This window comes from Streptomyces sp. NPDC059874 (assembly GCF_042731135.1).
Lineage (GTDB): Bacteria > Actinomycetota > Actinomycetes > Streptomycetales > Streptomycetaceae > Streptomyces.
Genome location: NZ_JBHWJY010000040.1, coordinates 1 through 14,736, shown reverse-complemented (window position 1 = coordinate 14,736; position 14,736 = coordinate 1). Strand labels below are relative to the sequence as shown.

Below are 14,736 nucleotides of genomic sequence, written 5' to 3'. Positions count from 1 at the left end.
GGTCAGGCCTCCACGGGTGCGGTGGCGACCTCGCCGGTGCGCCGCAGCTTCTGCCAGCGCAGTCGGCCACCGGTCATCGCCGTGATCGCGGACTGCAACAGGACGATGTACATCAGCTGCCGGTAGACCAGCTGCTGGATCGGCAGGCTGATCAGGTGCCAAGGCTTCTCGCGGTCGAGCCGGAAGGCGTACCAGGACAGCGCGGCCTGGAGCAGGATGAAGCCGCCCCAACTGGTGAGGGTGATCGGGGCGTCCCCGAACAGCACGCCGTACACCAGGAACATGTCGACCAGCGGCGCCAGCAGCGGGGCGACCACGCCGAACAGCACGATGAGCGGCAGCCCGAGCCGGCCGAAGCGCCCGGCCGGGCCGCGGGAGGTCACCGCGCCGCGGTGCTTCCACATCGCCTGCATGCTGCCGTAGCTCCAGCGGTAGCGCTGGGACCAGAGCTGCTGGAGGCTGGCGGGAGCCTCGGTCCAGGCGCGGGCCTCCTCGGCGTAGACGATCCGCCAGCCTTCGCAGAGCACCGCGATGGTGATGTCGGTGTCCTCGGCGAGGGTGTCGTCGCTCATTCCGCCGACCTGTCGCAGGGCCTCCTTGCGGAAGGCGCCGACCGCGCCGGGGATGGTCGGGATGACGCCCAGCACGTCGTACATCCGGCGGTCCAGGTTGTGGCCGAGGACGTACTCGATGTGCTGCCAGGCGCCGATCAGGCTGTCGCGGTTGCCGACCTTGGCGTTGCCCGCGACCGCGCCGATCCCCGGGTCGCCGAAGGGCTGGACCAGCTCGCGCACGGTGGACGGCTCGAAGACGGTGTCGCCGTCCATCATCACGACGATGTCGTGCGAGGCGGCCGCGATACCGGTGTTGAGCGCGGAGGACTTGCCGCCGTTGACCTGGCGGATCAGCCGGACGAACGGCAGGTCCATCTCCTCGACTATGTCCGCGGTGCCGTCCGTCGAGCCGTCGTCGATGACGATCACCTCGATCGGATAGTCACTGGCGGCCAGGGAGTTCAGGGTGTTGGCTATGCACTCGAGCTCGTTGTAGGCCGGGACCAGTACGGTGACCGGCTCGGTGACGGGCGCCCCCCAGGCGTCCCGCCGCTTGGCGCGGCGGGCGTGGATCGGTGCGAGGACGATCATCAGCGCGAACCGGCCGAAGTTGAGGAAGCCGACGAGGGCCAGCAGCGCGACCAGCACAGGCAGGGTGAGCACGGCGAACTGGGTGGCCCAGATGAATCCCTTGCCCGCCCACAGCTGGAAACCGTGCACCGGCACGGTGGCGCTGGAGGCGCCGAGCGCCTCGGAGATGGTGGTGAAGCGGTAGCCCTGCGCCTGCAGCTTGTCGATGATCTGCTCGAGCGCGGCGATGGTCTGGGTACGGTCGCCACCCGCGTCGTGCAGCAGGATCATCTCGCCCGCACCGGGCTTGGACGGCATCGCCGCCTTGACGATCTCCTCGACGCCGGGCCGCTTCCAGTCGTCGGTGTCCTTGTCGATGAACGCGGTGAGGTAGCCGCGCGCACCCACGTACTTGATCACCGGGTAGTTCCAGTCGTCCAGCGCGGTGGCGTCGGAGGAGTACGGCGGGCGGAACAGCGCGCTGTGCACGCCCGCGACGCCGGCCAGCGCCAGCTGCGTCTGCGCCAGCTCCCAGCTGATCCGGGCGTGGGACTGGTACACCAGGTCGGGGTGGGTGAAGGTGTGCACGCCGAGTTCGTGGCCGCCCGCGACGATCTGCCGGATCAGGTCCGGGTGGCGCGTGGTCATCGCGCCGGTCACGAAGAAGTCGGCGCGGATCTTGCGGGCCTCGAGCAGCTCCAGGATCTTGGGGGTCCACTCCGGCGAGGGACCGTCGTCGAAGCTCAGCACCACGGTGCGGTCGGGGATGCGGTAGCTCACGGGGTGCTCGTTCTTGCTGCCGCGCGCGTCGATGATCGGACCGCCCTTGAGCAGGTTCTGCGGCACGGTGTCCTTGTCGACCGAGATCGCGATCCGGTCGTCGTGGAACGCCTCGTTGGTGGCGAGGCCGCGCAGGACGAGCAGCGCGAGCAGGCAGGCCAGCAGGGACAGCGGCATGAAGAAGCGCAGCGGCGGGGCGGCCAGTCGGCGCGGCCTGCGCAGGGACTGCCGGCGGCGCTGGTGGCGGGACAATGACGCTCCTGGAGGGGGTGGTGCGGACGATCAGGGGCGCTTGGTCGGTTGACCCGAAGGCTTTGCCCCGCGCGGCGCGGTGGTGGTGGGTTTCGATGTGCCGGCCGAGGTCTTCGTCTGGGGTGACGCGGACCGCGTGGCCGTCCGAGGCGAGGACGACGAGGACGACGGGGGTGACGAGCGTGCCGGGGTGGGCGACAGCGACGGCGCGGGTGAGGGCGACGGGGCTGGCGGCTGCGAGGGTTGCGCGGGTTGCGCGGGTATGCGCATCGCCGGGGCGTCCGCCTGCACACCGATCAGGCTGCTGCCCATGGCGACCGCCAGGACCGCACCGACCACGGAGACCGGCCAGCCGAAGCCCCGCAGCAGACGGCCGCGGAGACCCGATTGGTCGACGAACACCGGTGCCGGAGCGGGCTCCTCAAAGCTCGACTCGGACGTCTCAGGTTGTGCCTGGTGCGCCGATCCGCGTTCCATGGAAGTGATGACTGTGCGCACCTTGCGAGGCCTTTCATTGCAGGGTACGTAGACCGCGGGATCGCAGGGCGAACGCTAGTGCACTGGCCTGAATCCAATTCGACGCGATGTCTGGATTTAGCTCCATCTGCTCAAGTGTCGTAATCGGATCGAAATGCCTACCGGCGCGTACTGGCGCCCCTGGCGGCCAGCCCACCATCTGCGGTGACCACCTGCGTGACACCATCCGAGCCGTCGTTAAGATGACCCCCTCATCTGACCGGTCATAGTCATTTGATCCTGCAAGGGGCGTGTCCAGGTACCGCCTCTACGCCCCAAGGAGCCCGTGTGAGCCAGCCCCGTCGCACCTCTCGTCGCCGTGCGTGGACCGCGCTCACGCTGCCGGCCCTCCTGTGCGTACTGGCCGCGTGTTCCGGCGGCGGCCCCGCAGCCGGCGGGGGTGCCGCTGACGGCCGACCCAGCGCCTCGCCGACCCCGTCCGGACCCCCGGGGACCCTGTTCGACGACTTCCAGTACAGCGGCCCCGACGACCCCTCGCTCACCGCCCACGGCTGGCAGGTGCGGACCGATGGTGGTGGTCCGGGGATCAAGGACACCTGGTCCACCGGTGGTGCCGCCTTCCCCTCCGACCCGACCGCCCAGGGAGGCAGGGTCCTGCAGCTGCAGTCCTCCACCGACGGCACCAAGCAGGGCACCAAGCAGGTCGAGGTGCAGAGCACCGGCAAGAACCTCTTCACGGGGACCTTCGCCGCTCGGGTCCACTTCAGCGACAAGCCCACGAGCGGCCGCAATGGCGATCACGTCGTCCAGACCTTCTTTCCGATCTCCCCCGCGGACTCCTCGGCCAACTACAGCGAACTCGACTTCGAGTACCTGCCGAACGGCGGCTGGGGTTCGGTGGGGCCGCGACTCGACAACGTCAGCTGGTTCAAGGCCGATCCGCCGGACCGGGTCAACCAGACGCTCAAGCAGCGCCTTGAGGGCTGGCACATCCTGATGATCACCGCCATGAACGGCAAGGTCACCTACTCCCTGGACGGCAAGGAGCTGTTCACCAGCTCCGGCAAGTACGTCCCCCGCGAGAAGATGGACGTCCACTTCAGCAACTGGTTCATCGACCTTCCCTTCACCGGTGGTCAGCGCACATGGGACATGAAGGTCAACTGGTTCTACTACAAGGCCGATGAGGCCGTTTCCCAGGCGGATGTCCAGAAGACGGTGGACGGCTTCTACAGCGCCGGCACCCACCACATCAACACCGTGCCGAAGTCCTGACCCCGGTCCTACCGCGGCGGCAGGCGGCCACGAATCGCTCCTGCGACCGCAGCGCTACCGGTTTCACGACCTCATCCGGCTGCCCGCCCGGGAGTTGGCCGCTTCCGAAGATTCGGACGCCCAGCGGGACGACGTACTGGGCAGGGCCTTGGGTGGCCGGCTCGCCCTGGCCGAGGGCGCTCATCGCCGAGAGTACGGGGGCGACTTCGCGGTCATCCACGGGCCGGCGGAGCGCTGGCACCTGCCCCCCGATGTCGTGGACTCGGTTCTGGCCGAGCCGGCCGGGTGGCTGGAAGCCGAGCGGCTGTCGCTCGGCTCCGCCGTCTCGCGGGCAGCGGCACTGAGGAAACCCGCCCTCGCCCGGGATCTGGCCATGACCTCAGCCACCCTCTTCGAGCCCCGGGGCCATCTGGACGACTGGCAGCGCACGCACGCATGCGTGTTGGAGGCTTGCCGACAGGGCGAGGACGTCCTGGGCCGGGCGGCGATGACGTACAGCCTGGGCAGCCTGGAGCTCTTCCGGCAGCGTTACGAAGCCGCCGCGCGGCTGCTGGAGGAGGCACTGGAGATGTTCGCCGAGGTGGGCAGCAAGCACGGTCACGCGCTGGCCCTGCGCAATCTGGCGCTCGTCGACAGGCTGGCCGGGCGGTTCGACCTGGCGCTTCAACGCTACCGCTGGTGGGTGGACTACACGTGCCTCCCGCTGGGTGACGGCAGCGCTCAGCTCTTCGTCAAGTACCACTGGTAGACCTGAGGCGCCTGACGGGGCAGGACCCTTGTCAGGCGCCTCTCCACGTTCGTCAGTCTGCTTTTGTCTGGGTGCGCCGGGCATAGGCGCGGGCCGCACGGGCCCGGTCGCCGCAGCGGATGGAGCACCAGTGTCGGCGTCCGTGGCGCAGCAGGTAGCGGTTGCAGGGGGTGGAACCGCAGCCGGTGAGGCGTTCGGCGTCGGGGCCGGTGAGGAGGTCGGCCGCATTGGCCGCGAGGGTCGCGAGAGCGCGGGCGAGGATCTCGTTGGTGGGACACGGCGCCGCGCGGTAGGGGCCGTTCTTCTCGTCCCAGTAGAGCAGCCCTGCCGTGGGAGCCATGCTCAGCGCCTCGTTGACGGCGGATAGGGCCACGGGCAGGGCGGGCAGTCCGCCGACGCGAGCGGCGAACAACGACCTGAGGTGTTCGCGCAGGGAGCGCAGCTGCGTCGCGCACATCTCCTGCACCCCGGCATCGGCCGGCGCGAGTCCGTGGTCGGTGAGCCACCGATTCGCGTTCTCGGGGGTGCCGAGGAAATCGATGAACTGCCCTCCGGGCAGCGCGATGGCGCTGTTGACGAAGTCGAGGGCGAGGTAGTCCTCCGCCCCCGGGGCAGGCAGTCGCACGGATTCGAAGCTCGGGGTCTCACTCATGATTCTCATGTTACGCCTTGCATCCATCCGTGAGTCGCCTATGATCATCACGGATGGACCGCAACCCAAACGTGAGGTTCCGATGGTTGATACCAGCACGCCCGTTGAGCAGATTCCCGTCCGCGTCTTCGGTGGCCCGACCGCACTCTTCGAGTACGGCGGCCTGCGATTCCTGACCGACCCCACCTTCGACGCGCCCCGCGAGTACCCCGTGCCGGGCGGCCGGTTGACCAAGACGGCGCCCGCTTCCGCCACGCCTGCCGACCTCGGCCGCATAGACGTGGTCCTGCTCTCCCACGACGAACACCCCGACAACCTCGACGAGTCCGGCCGGGCACTGCTCGCCGACGTTCCCCTGACCTTGACCACGCCCGGGGGCGGACAGCGGCTGGGGGCGGGGGCCAAGGGGCTGGCCGACTGGGAGTCGATCGACCTCGAGCGAGCCGGTGGCGGCACCATCACGGTCACGGGTGTGCCCGCCCTCCACGGGCCCGGCACGCGCGAGGAGGTCGAACCGTTCACCGGCCAGGTCGTCGGGTTCGTCCTGACCGGGCAGGACCTGCCCACGGTCTACGTCAGCGGCGACAACGCCTCCCTCGGCCTGGTGAAGGAGATCGCCGATCGGTTCGGACCGGTGGACACCGCCATCCTGTTCGCCGGAGCCCCTCGCTTCACCGACCTCTTCGACGGCGCACTGATCGTCCTCGACAGCGCGCAGGCCGCCGACGCCGCCACCATTCTCGGAGCTCGCCGGGTGGTTCCCGTCCACTACGACAGCTGGGGGCACTTCACTGAGGGACGTGACGAACTGGTCGCCGCCTTCACCGACGCCGGGCTGCTTGACCGCTTGGACCTGGGCGACCGGGGCTGACCTCGCCCGGCCGGGCGGACGGACCCCGACCGGGAACTGACGGAGGCCTTCACGCACGCGGCGTGAAGGCCTTTCGTCCGCAGCGGTTCCTCGCCACCTCTCAGGGACGCACCCGACCGACGCGACGGGTCAGCACCACGGCGACCACCGTCAGCCACAGCAGCGAGAGGAACCGGCCGATGGGCACGAGGAAGGCGAGGCTGCCGTCCTCGGGGATCAGCATGACGACCGACCCCAGGCAGATCACGCCCAGCGCGACGCCCACGTAACCGAGCCACTTGTGCAGCAGCCCGGCGCGTAGGAGCGCGATGCCGCCGACCGCGACGATCGGAGCGAGGCTGGTCACCACCAAGGGCCCGCCGAGAATGAAGGCGATCTGGTGCACCACGCGCAGGACCGGCATCTCGGCCAGCGTCTCCGGCCTCTGCGCGACCCACTGCAGCACCCCGCACAGGAAGAGCCCGAGCGCGGAGAAGAGCCCGCCGGCGAAGACGACGAACGCCGCCTGCGTCCGGCCGGTCCGGTGGATCACCGAGGCGAGCCAGGAGCAGAACCATGTGAAGACGAGCGCGGCGACGCTCAGCGCCGCACCCGACAGGCGCGCCACATCACCGTTGTCCCGGCGCCACTCGAGGATCAGGTCGGCCGGGTCGTCCGGTGCGGGATAAGTCGCGGTGGCGAAGACACTGTTGAACATCACGCCCAGGATGAAGAGGAGAAAGAACACGGCGATGCTCACCGTGCCGCCGGGCTCCCGGGCCGGTGCCGTCGCCACGCGCTCGGCGGCACGGTTGGTGGACGGGGACTGGACAGACATCTGGAACGACCTCCATGGGATGGATCGGGCGAAGGGAACAGGAAGGGCGGGGGCGGGGACTCGGCCACTCCTGGGGGACGGCGCGCAGCGAAATGAGCCTGGCCGCGCGGCGGACCGGGGAGCTCGGTCGTCAGACGCGGCCACGCCCCAGGGGCAGGGGCGGTGAGCCCGTGAGCGGGGTGGAGTCGAGGTACCTGACCTCGTAGACGCGTTCGCTGAACTTCCAGCCGTCGGACGTGCGCTGGTAGCGGTCGTGATAGAGGGCGTGGTTCAGGTGCGAGCTGCCGTTGTGCATCCGGCCGAACTCATGGATGTACACGCGTCCGACCGCCGTGTTGCCGTCGAGCCGGATGACGCCGGGGTGGGCGTTCTGCACGAAGAACTCCCACAGGCCTTGCCCCCACTCGATTCCCGCGCGGATCTCCTCGCGGCCGATGAACTCCTTGTCGATGTGTGGCCATCGCATGATGCCGTCGGGCGTGAACAGCGAGGCGACACGGTCGAAGTCGCGCATCATCACCGCGTCGGTGACCTCGGCGCGAAGCTCCTCGATCTCGAAGCGATCGACGAGGTTCTGCATATCGCTCATCGGTTTCCCCTGCCTTATCGATGCGTCGGTGAGGCGTCTGCCGCCTGGCCGTTGGGAGACGTGTCCAGCATCGATGCAGGTCAGCGGCCGAACAATGTAGAGTCCGTGGAGCTATCCATAAGGTGGGGGTTATGTATGGAGCTGCGTGACATCGAGATCTTCCTGACGCTGGCGGAAGAGCTGCACTTCGGCCGCACCGCCGAACGGCTTCACGTGTCCCAGGCCCGTGTCAGCCAGGCCATCCGCATACAAGAACGCCGTCTCGGCGTGGCCTTGTTCGATCGCACCAGCCGACGCGTGGCCCTGACCCCCGTCGGTCGGCGCCTGCGTGAAGACCTCCAGCAGGCCCTCGACCTCCTCCACGCGGGACTCGCCCGCGCCCAAGCAGCCGGCCCCGGCACGGGCCGGACCCTGCGGCTGGGCGTCTTCGGCCACGCCGGACACGAACTACGGCCGCTCGTCGACGCGTTCCGCACCCGCTACCCGGGCAGCGACATCCAGTTCGGCGAAATCAACGGCTCCGACGCGTTCACCGCCCTGCGCGCCGGAGAGCACGACGTGAACGTGCTGTGGCTGCCCGTCGCCGAACCGGACCTCACCGTCGGCCCCACCGTGCTCACCGGGGGCCGCGTGCTGGCCGTGGCCGCAGACCATCCCCTCGCCCAACGCGGCACCGCGTCCCTGGAAGACCTCGCCGACAACCACGTCGTCGACCTCGGCCCCGAAGCCCCCGAGTACTGGGTCGCCTCCATGGTCCCCACCCGTACCCCGCTCGGCCGCCGCATCCCCCGCGGGCCCGCCGCGCGGACGTTCCACGACATCCTCTCTCTGGTCGCTGCCGGACGCTGCGTCCACCCGCTCGGCGAACTCGCCGCGCGCTACAACAAGCCCCCCGGCATCGTCTTCCTGCCCCTCCATGACGCCCCCACCCTCGAATGGGCGCTCACCTGGCGTACCACCGCCGACAGCCCGACCATCCGCGCACTGGCCCAAACCGCCGCCGACCTCGGCCCCGTCGCGATGTGACAGCGGTTCAGGCGGGCGGGGCGGGCGGCCAGTTCGGGGCGGGGTCCTCGGAGAGCAGCGGTCGCAGGGCGCCGACCGCCGCGCCGATGCAGGTGTCCCGCAGCTCGGTGCGGGTGCAGGTTTCGCGCGTGAGCCAGTCCACGCACAGCACTTGGACGAACACGAGCCAGGCCTTCAGTGCCGCGGAGACGGCGGCGTGCGTGCGTTCGTCGGCGAGCGGGAGCACACCGAGCAGGCGTGAGCGCAGGGCGTCGAGTTCGTCCGTCATGATCGTCTGGATGACAGGGTCGCCCGCCAGCACCCGGTTCGCCGCCAGGACGGCGTGGCGGTTGGTGATGAAGTAGTCGAGGTGGGCGTCCAGGCCTTGGGCGAGCTGCTCGACGAGCGTGGCACCGGGGTCGAACGTGGTCGCCTCCAACAGCCGGTCGGCCGCCTGCTGGTAGACCGCGGCGAAGAGGGCGTGCTTGCTCGGGAAGTGCTGGTAGAGCAGGGCGCGGGACACACCGGCCTGCCGGGCGACGTCCTCCATCAGCACGTCGTCGTAAGGGGCGGCGGAGAAGAGGCGGGCGCCGACGGCGAGCAGCTGGGTTCGGCGGTCGGCAGGGGACAGGCGTCGGCGGGGCGGCATGCACCCAGATTACTTGACACGCGTCTACCAAGGGGGGCTACCCTGAAGTTAAGTAGACACGCGTCAACTAAGTGGGGTGGAGTCATGGCCAAGGCACTCCGGGTGTTCGCATGGGTGATGGGAATCGCCTGCACGGCGATCGGGCTGTTCCACGTGATCGGCGGCAATGCCGCGATTCCGGGCGAGGCCGACGCCGGCCCCACTCTGGACAGCCTGGGTCGGTTCTTCGGCGCGATCTTCGCCGGGTACGGGCTGGCCTGGCTGTGGGCGGCCCGGCAGGACCCCGTCCCGGCGAGGGTGGTGCGATGGCTGGCGGCGGTGTTCCTGCTGGGCGGCCTGGGGCGGCTGCTGTCCCTGGCGGTGCACGGGTGGCCGCACTGGTTCCAGGTGGCACTGACCGTGATCGAGCTGGCCTTCCCGCCGGTCTGGTTCTGGCTGGCGAACGCCGACGAGCGGGCGTCCCGGGAGCGGCGGAGCGCGGGTGCGCCGGCCGCCGGGCCGTCTCTTCCGGATCTTGCCTGACCCGCGCCGCCCGGCACCGTACGCGCCGCGTCGTGGAGACAACGGGGCTCACCTCTGCGCCGCCCATCGGGGCGGGGAACCGGGCAGGGAGCCCCGGCCTCCGCTGCCCGGCCTGGGCGGCCCTCGTGGGCCGGGGCCGCCCTGACCGGGGGTCAGCCGGCCACGGTGGCGGTGTACCCGGCCGTGGCGATCGCCTCGATGATCTGCTCGGCCGGAACGGGCCGGTCGAGTTCGACGACGGTCCGTTCGGTGCGCAGGTCGGTGGTGCTGGCGGTCACGCCGGCAAGTTCTTCGATCTCGTCGTCGATGAGGAGGCCGCAGCTGTTGCAGTGCATGCCGCTGACGGCGAACTCAAGGCGGAGGGTCATCGGGCGGTCTCCTGAGGTGCGGTGGGATTCGGGCCGGTGGTGAGGTTGGCGGGCGGCTGGAAGCGGATTTCGCCGCCGTACATGCCCATGCCGCAGGTGAAGGCGAGTACTCCGGGCTTGGGGGTGCCGAGGTCGATGACGGTCTCGCCGGTGACGGGCAGGATTTCCTGGACGCCGCGGTCGGGGACGACGAAGGAGCGGACACAGCCGTTCGTGCCGCGGGTGGCGACGACCAGCTTGGTCGGGACTCCGGCGACGGCGGTGATGTCGGTGGGCGCGTAGGAGTTCGTACGGGCCTGAACGGCGATGGTCTGCGTGCCGTTGACGGTGGTAACCGTAGTCTCCGCAGGAACGGTTGCGGCTGCAGCGGCGGGCGGAGGGGCGGGCCACCAGCCGCCGAGGCGCAGCCCGGACGCGAGTGTCCATACCGCGACGGCCAGCACGATCACGGCAGTCACCACGGTGAGCCGGCCCGCCCAGATGCGGGCGGCGGAGCGGAGGAAGAACCCGAGTACGGCGAAGAGCGGCCCGGTCCCGAGGACGAAGCCGGCCATGACCGCCGCGCCGGCCAGGGGTGAGCCGGTGGTGATGGCGATCAGTTCGACGCTGAGGGTGACTCCGCAGGGGATGAGGACGGTGAGGAAGCCGAGGACGGCCGGCGTGGTGACGGCCGTCGATTTCGCGGACCTGCGCACCCGCCGTCCCCAGGAGGTGGGCGGCCGCGGCACGAAGCGGCGTACGGCTCGAACGCCGAGCATGTCGAGGGCGAACAGCACCATCAACACAGCGCCGGCCACCAGGAGAACAGCTCGGGCGTGTGGGCCCGGCTGGACGGCGGCCCCGGCAAGTCCCAGGGCGGCGCCGAGCAAGGCATGGGAGGCGAGCTTGCCGCCGAGGAACGCGCCGACCGGAGCGAACAGACCGCTGCGCTCCCAGGCTTCGGGCGTCCAGGCGGTGGCACGGCGGCCGACGGCCCCGGCGAGGAGGCCGCCCTGGACGGCAGCACATGAGGCGCCGCCCGCGAAGAGGCCGGTGGTCAGGCCGGTGACGAACAACGTGGTGGACATGGAGGAGGAACTCTCCCAAGGGACGGGTACCGGATCAGGACACGGCGAGGCACCCGTCGGTCGCTGCGCGACCGATCCGGGTGCGGGAGCGTGTCAGGTCCGGCTGACGCAGAGGAAAGCAACCGGGTCAGGTGCCCTCGGCCAGGCACAACCGTCCTCGGTGCTCCGTGCCGACTCCGGGTCGACCACGGCCGGCTGCGCGAGGGGCACCGAGCCCGGTGGTGCGGCGAGAGCGACGGGAAGGGGCGGGTGCGCGCTCGCGAGCGGGCAGTCCATGCTCATCGCCGGGCAACCGTCGTGGCCGGCGGTGGCGAGGGCCGGATGCTGTCCGGCATCCGGCGCCGTGTCCTGTGCCGCCATCGCTGTCATGCCCGGCATGAGGTCGGGCACGCTCATCGCGGCGGTGTGCCCGGGGCTCCACATCAAGTAGGCGCAGGCCAGCAGTACACCGGCCAGGAAGGCGGCGACGGCCGGTCGGGAGCGCCGGGCAGGGCGGACGAGCATGCCCTCGACTCTACCCAGCCACTCCCGGGTGCCCAGCCACCGCCCTGCCGGTGTGGGGTCAGGCGGCGCGACGGTCGACGCCCGACATGAACCGGCCACGGCCTTGCACGCCTCGTCCCCGGCACGGACCCCTTCGCGCCGGCCTGCGCGCACAGGCCGAGGCATCAGCGGCGTCAGCGAAACTCCGGTAGTGGCGGCCGCCCCGCCGAAGCCGACGCACGGCCCCGGTGGGGCGTCGGCAAGGGCCTCAGGACGTGGGCGCGTCCAGCTGCGGCTCCAGGCGCACTTCGGTCACGCTCACGCCCTCCGGAGCGCCGAACGCCTCGACCATCACGCCCAGATGGCCACCGGTGACCTCCAGAGCCAACCGGTCGGCTCCCACGCGCAGGTCGAGCCTTGCCACGGGCTCGCCCGAGAAGTCCGGCATGCGATGGATCCGCGCCGCCGGGTAGCCCAGGCTCGTCAGCTTCTGCCGCATCTGCTCGTACGTGGCCGTGTCCGCGCCAGAGAACGCCCTGCTGATGCGCCCTGCGTGCCTCTCGGCGGCGCACTGCTCCTCAGCGAGCAGCGGCACCGCATCGACCAGGATGGGCAAGGTGGAGTCGGGGGCCGGCTCCACTGCCGCGGTGTCGGCCGTGGAAGCCGGCGCCACATCACCGGCGCCGCCTGAGACGTCCGGAGCGCAGCTCTGCGAGATGAGGTTCGCCAACCCAAGGAACCACATCTCCGCATCGTCGTCGCTCGTCGCGGCGACGCTGACCATGGAGGTTTGAGCAGCGCCGGCGTTCTGCACGCCGAAGCCGGCCAGGACGACGACACCACCGAGCGTGGCCGCCAGCAGGGACTTCGGGAGGGATATCGATCGCATGTCCGCAGCATGCAGGCTGCTGATCACCACCCACATGAGTACCCGTACTCAATCCACCGGAGCATCAGCTCACCAGCGACCCCAGTCCACCAGAGCCGCCGTCGTCTCGAGCGATCCGGTCCGTCGTGGCTACTCGTACACCTGGGCCGCTGCGAGCTGGTGGGCGACTGACCACCAGGTGACCGGTTCGAGTTGGGCGTGGAATGGCGAGTCGGCGGCCAGCCAGGCCGCCCAGGCGTCGAGCACGTTGTACAGCGCGCTGTGCACCCAACTGCCACCGTCACCGGCCCATTCACCTCGGCTGAGCTTCGCCCGGGTTGCCCGTTGGTCACGGGTGAAGTCGACGGCGAGCGTCGCGACATACATGCGCAGGTCGTGGGCGCCGTCCACCTCGTCCGGCGTGGCGACGGAACCGGCGAGAGCACTGTCGAACCCAGGCTCGTAGGTGCGGAGGGCGTCCAGTTGGAAAGCCAGCCCTCGCCATCCGGGCCGACCGCAAGCCTCCTCGTGCAGCAGGTCGGTGCCGTCGAGCCGGCTCCCCAGAAGCCGGACCCAGGCCCAGAGGAACCCGTCCACGGACGGGTTGGTCCAGCGCGGAGCCGCAGATGTGCTGGATGCCTGCCCGCGGCACGCCATCTCGCAGTCGGCCGACAACAGCTGAAGGAAGGCCGCGAAGTCCCGCCGGGATTCCACCTGCTGCCAAGAGTCGGTCTTTCGGGGTACGGGCACATCGCGAGGGTACGAACCCGCCTGGCTCCCGTCGATGAGGTTTTTCAATTGCCCCCGCAGCCCTTCCCGCCCGAAGCCCCCTCAAGGGCCTGTGCGGCCATCTGGGCGCCGAACTCGTTGCCACACAAGGGGGGATAGGCCACCCCCCTTGACATCTCCCCACCCGGGCGCCTGGGAGGTCCAGAGGGGCGATAGGCCATTGAGTAGACCCTGACGGCAAATAGAATGGAATGGATGTCGGACCCGGTGCCGAACATCCATCCATGACCGCGTCCGGCCAGTCCGCGCTGCCTACCGCGTCCCCCTCTCCACACGCCGCTCCCCTGCGGGAGCGCGGCTTGTGCTGCCCTGAAGGAGTCCTTCGTGACCGATCCCGGCAACCCGACCGAGCCCGCCTCGGGCGCCGTCACCGCCTCGCTCGCCGGCAGTGGCCCGGCGTCGGCTCCGTCCTACGACGCCCATAGCATCAGCGTTCTCGACGGGCTCGACGCGGTCCGCAAACGGCCGGGCATGTACATCGGGTCGACCGGCGAGCGCGGCCTGCACCACCTGGTGCAGGAAGTTGTCGACAACTCCGTGGACGAGGCGCTGGCCGGCGTGGCCGACACCATCGGCGTCACCATCCTCGCCGACGGTGGCGTCCAGGTCGTCGACAACGGCCGCGGCATTCCCATCGACATCGTCGCCTCGCAGGGCAGGCCCGCCCTGGAGGTCGTTCTCACCGTGCTGCACGCGGGCGGCAAGTTCGGCGGTGGCGGCTACGCCGTCTCCGGAGGCCTGCACGGTGTCGGCCTGTCCGTCGTCAACGCCCTGTCCACGAAGGTGTCCGCCGAGGTGCGCAAGGACGGTTACCGGTGGAGCCAGGACTTCAAGGACGGAGTGCCCGTCGATGCGCTCGCCCGGCACGAAGCCACCGCCACCACGGGCACCACCATCACCTTCTGGGCCGACGACCGCATCTTCGAGACCACCGACTACTCCTTCGAGACCCTCTCCCGGCGCTTCCAGGAAGTCGCCTTCCTCAACAAGGGCCTGACCATCTCACTCACCGACGAACGCGCTTCGGCAAGAGCCACCGCCGGCGCCGAATCAGCCGACGGTGACACGGTCCGCCCAGCACGCAAGGTGACCTACCAGTACGAGGACGGCATTGCCGACTTCGTCACCCACCTCAACTCCCGCAAGGGCGAGACCATCCACCCCACCGTCATCTCCATCGGAGCCTCCGACCCCGGGCGGACACTGTCCGCCCAGATCGCGATGCAGTGGAACACCGGCTACAACGAAGGCGTCTACTCCTTCGCCAACGCCATCCGCACCCACGACGGCGGTATGCACGAGGAGGGCTTCCGTGCGGCGCTGACGGGTCTGGTGAACCGTTACGCGCGTGACAAGAAGCTGCTGCGCGAGAAGGACGACAACCTCGCCGGTGAGGACAT

Annotated in this window: 16 protein-coding genes; 6 read left to right on the top strand and 10 right to left on the bottom strand. The window is 69.8% G+C overall.

Annotation, left to right across the window (positions count from 1 at the left end; all coding sequences use genetic code 11):
- Positions 1 to 2 precede the first annotated feature (2 nt).
- Entirely contained in the window at positions 3 to 2,093 is a 2,091-nt protein-coding gene (locus tag ACFV9H_RS22720) for a bifunctional polysaccharide deacetylase/glycosyltransferase family 2 protein (RefSeq protein ID WP_385401225.1), read from the bottom strand.
- 867 nt (positions 2,094 to 2,960) lie between these two features.
- Between ACFV9H_RS22720 and ACFV9H_RS22715 the strand changes: the two genes are divergently transcribed.
- Both ACFV9H_RS22715 and ACFV9H_RS22710 read left to right on the top strand, forming a co-directional pair.
- On the top strand, positions 2,961 to 3,908 hold the full coding sequence (locus ACFV9H_RS22715) for a glycoside hydrolase family 16 protein (RefSeq protein ID WP_385401087.1): 948 nt from the start codon (positions 2,961 to 2,963) through the stop codon (positions 3,906 to 3,908).
- A 94-nt stretch (positions 3,909 to 4,002) separates the two neighbouring features.
- A complete protein-coding gene (locus tag ACFV9H_RS22710) occupies positions 4,003 to 4,656 on the top strand; it encodes a tetratricopeptide repeat protein (protein ID WP_385401085.1) in 654 nt (217 codons plus the stop codon).
- Positions 4,657 to 4,708: 52 nt separating this feature from the next.
- Here ACFV9H_RS22710 and ACFV9H_RS22705 read toward each other — a convergent pair whose 3' ends face one another.
- Positions 4,709 to 5,308 carry an ABATE domain-containing protein gene (locus ACFV9H_RS22705; protein WP_385401082.1) on the bottom strand — a complete coding sequence of 200 codons (600 nt, stop codon included), beginning with the start codon at positions 5,306 to 5,308 and terminating at the stop codon, positions 4,709 to 4,711.
- An 82-nt stretch (positions 5,309 to 5,390) separates the two neighbouring features.
- On the opposite strand from ACFV9H_RS22705, the gene ACFV9H_RS22700 reads away from it, so the two are divergent.
- Complete coding sequence (locus ACFV9H_RS22700; RefSeq protein WP_385401079.1) at positions 5,391 to 6,179, top strand: MBL fold metallo-hydrolase; 789 nt, start codon at positions 5,391 to 5,393, stop codon at positions 6,177 to 6,179.
- Positions 6,180 to 6,279: 100 nt separating this feature from the next.
- Here ACFV9H_RS22700 and ACFV9H_RS22695 read toward each other — a convergent pair whose 3' ends face one another.
- Positions 6,280 to 6,996: a hypothetical protein gene (locus ACFV9H_RS22695; protein ID WP_385401076.1), complete on the bottom strand. Its 717-nt coding sequence runs from the start codon at positions 6,994 to 6,996 to the stop codon at positions 6,280 to 6,282.
- Between the two features lie 130 nt (positions 6,997 to 7,126).
- Positions 7,127 to 7,585, bottom strand: coding sequence for a nuclear transport factor 2 family protein (locus ACFV9H_RS22690; protein ID WP_385401073.1), 459 nt, complete (start codon positions 7,583 to 7,585; stop codon positions 7,127 to 7,129).
- Positions 7,586 to 7,720: 135 nt separating this feature from the next.
- Here ACFV9H_RS22690 and ACFV9H_RS22685 point away from each other — a divergent pair, with 135 nt between their 5' ends.
- Positions 7,721 to 8,611 carry a LysR family transcriptional regulator gene (locus ACFV9H_RS22685; protein WP_385401070.1) on the top strand — a complete coding sequence of 297 codons (891 nt, stop codon included), beginning with the start codon at positions 7,721 to 7,723 and terminating at the stop codon, positions 8,609 to 8,611.
- A gap of 7 nt (positions 8,612 to 8,618) precedes the next feature.
- Here the strand turns inward: ACFV9H_RS22685 and ACFV9H_RS22680 are convergent, their stop codons facing one another.
- Entirely contained in the window at positions 8,619 to 9,239 is a 621-nt protein-coding gene (locus ACFV9H_RS22680) for a TetR/AcrR family transcriptional regulator (RefSeq protein ID WP_385401067.1), read from the bottom strand.
- Between the two features lie 84 nt (positions 9,240 to 9,323).
- Here ACFV9H_RS22680 and ACFV9H_RS22675 point away from each other — a divergent pair, with 84 nt between their 5' ends.
- Positions 9,324 to 9,761: a DUF4345 domain-containing protein gene (locus tag ACFV9H_RS22675; protein WP_385401064.1), complete on the top strand. Its 438-nt coding sequence runs from the start codon at positions 9,324 to 9,326 to the stop codon at positions 9,759 to 9,761.
- 152 nt (positions 9,762 to 9,913) lie between these two features.
- Here the strand turns inward: ACFV9H_RS22675 and ACFV9H_RS22670 are convergent, their stop codons facing one another.
- The 5 genes from ACFV9H_RS22670 to ACFV9H_RS22650 all read right to left on the bottom strand — a co-directional run bounded on the left by ACFV9H_RS22670 (position 9,914) and on the right by ACFV9H_RS22650 (position 13,297).
- Positions 9,914 to 10,129 carry a heavy-metal-associated domain-containing protein gene (locus tag ACFV9H_RS22670; protein ID WP_385401061.1) on the bottom strand — a complete coding sequence of 72 codons (216 nt, stop codon included), beginning with the start codon at positions 10,127 to 10,129 and terminating at the stop codon, positions 9,914 to 9,916.
- Complete coding sequence (locus tag ACFV9H_RS22665; RefSeq protein ID WP_385401058.1) at positions 10,126 to 11,196, bottom strand: sulfite exporter TauE/SafE family protein; 1,071 nt, start codon at positions 11,194 to 11,196, stop codon at positions 10,126 to 10,128. Before ACFV9H_RS22665 ends, ACFV9H_RS22670 begins: the two co-directional genes overlap by 4 nt.
- A gap of 93 nt (positions 11,197 to 11,289) precedes the next feature.
- Positions 11,290 to 11,700, bottom strand: a complete 411-nt coding sequence (locus tag ACFV9H_RS22660; protein WP_385401055.1) for a hypothetical protein — start codon at positions 11,698 to 11,700, stop codon at positions 11,290 to 11,292.
- A 247-nt stretch (positions 11,701 to 11,947) separates the two neighbouring features.
- The gene (locus ACFV9H_RS22655; protein ID WP_385401053.1) at positions 11,948 to 12,595 is read right to left on the bottom strand and encodes a hypothetical protein; all 648 of its coding nucleotides are present in this window, start codon (positions 12,593 to 12,595) and stop codon (positions 11,948 to 11,950) included.
- 102 nt (positions 12,596 to 12,697) lie between these two features.
- Positions 12,698 to 13,297 carry a hypothetical protein gene (locus ACFV9H_RS22650; RefSeq protein ID WP_385401050.1) on the bottom strand — a complete coding sequence of 200 codons (600 nt, stop codon included), beginning with the start codon at positions 13,295 to 13,297 and terminating at the stop codon, positions 12,698 to 12,700.
- A 363-nt stretch (positions 13,298 to 13,660) separates the two neighbouring features.
- On the opposite strand from ACFV9H_RS22650, the gene ACFV9H_RS22645 reads away from it, so the two are divergent.
- Positions 13,661 to 14,736 (top strand): ATP-binding protein (locus ACFV9H_RS22645; RefSeq protein WP_385401047.1); only part of this gene is annotated, 1,076 nt, incomplete at its 3' end.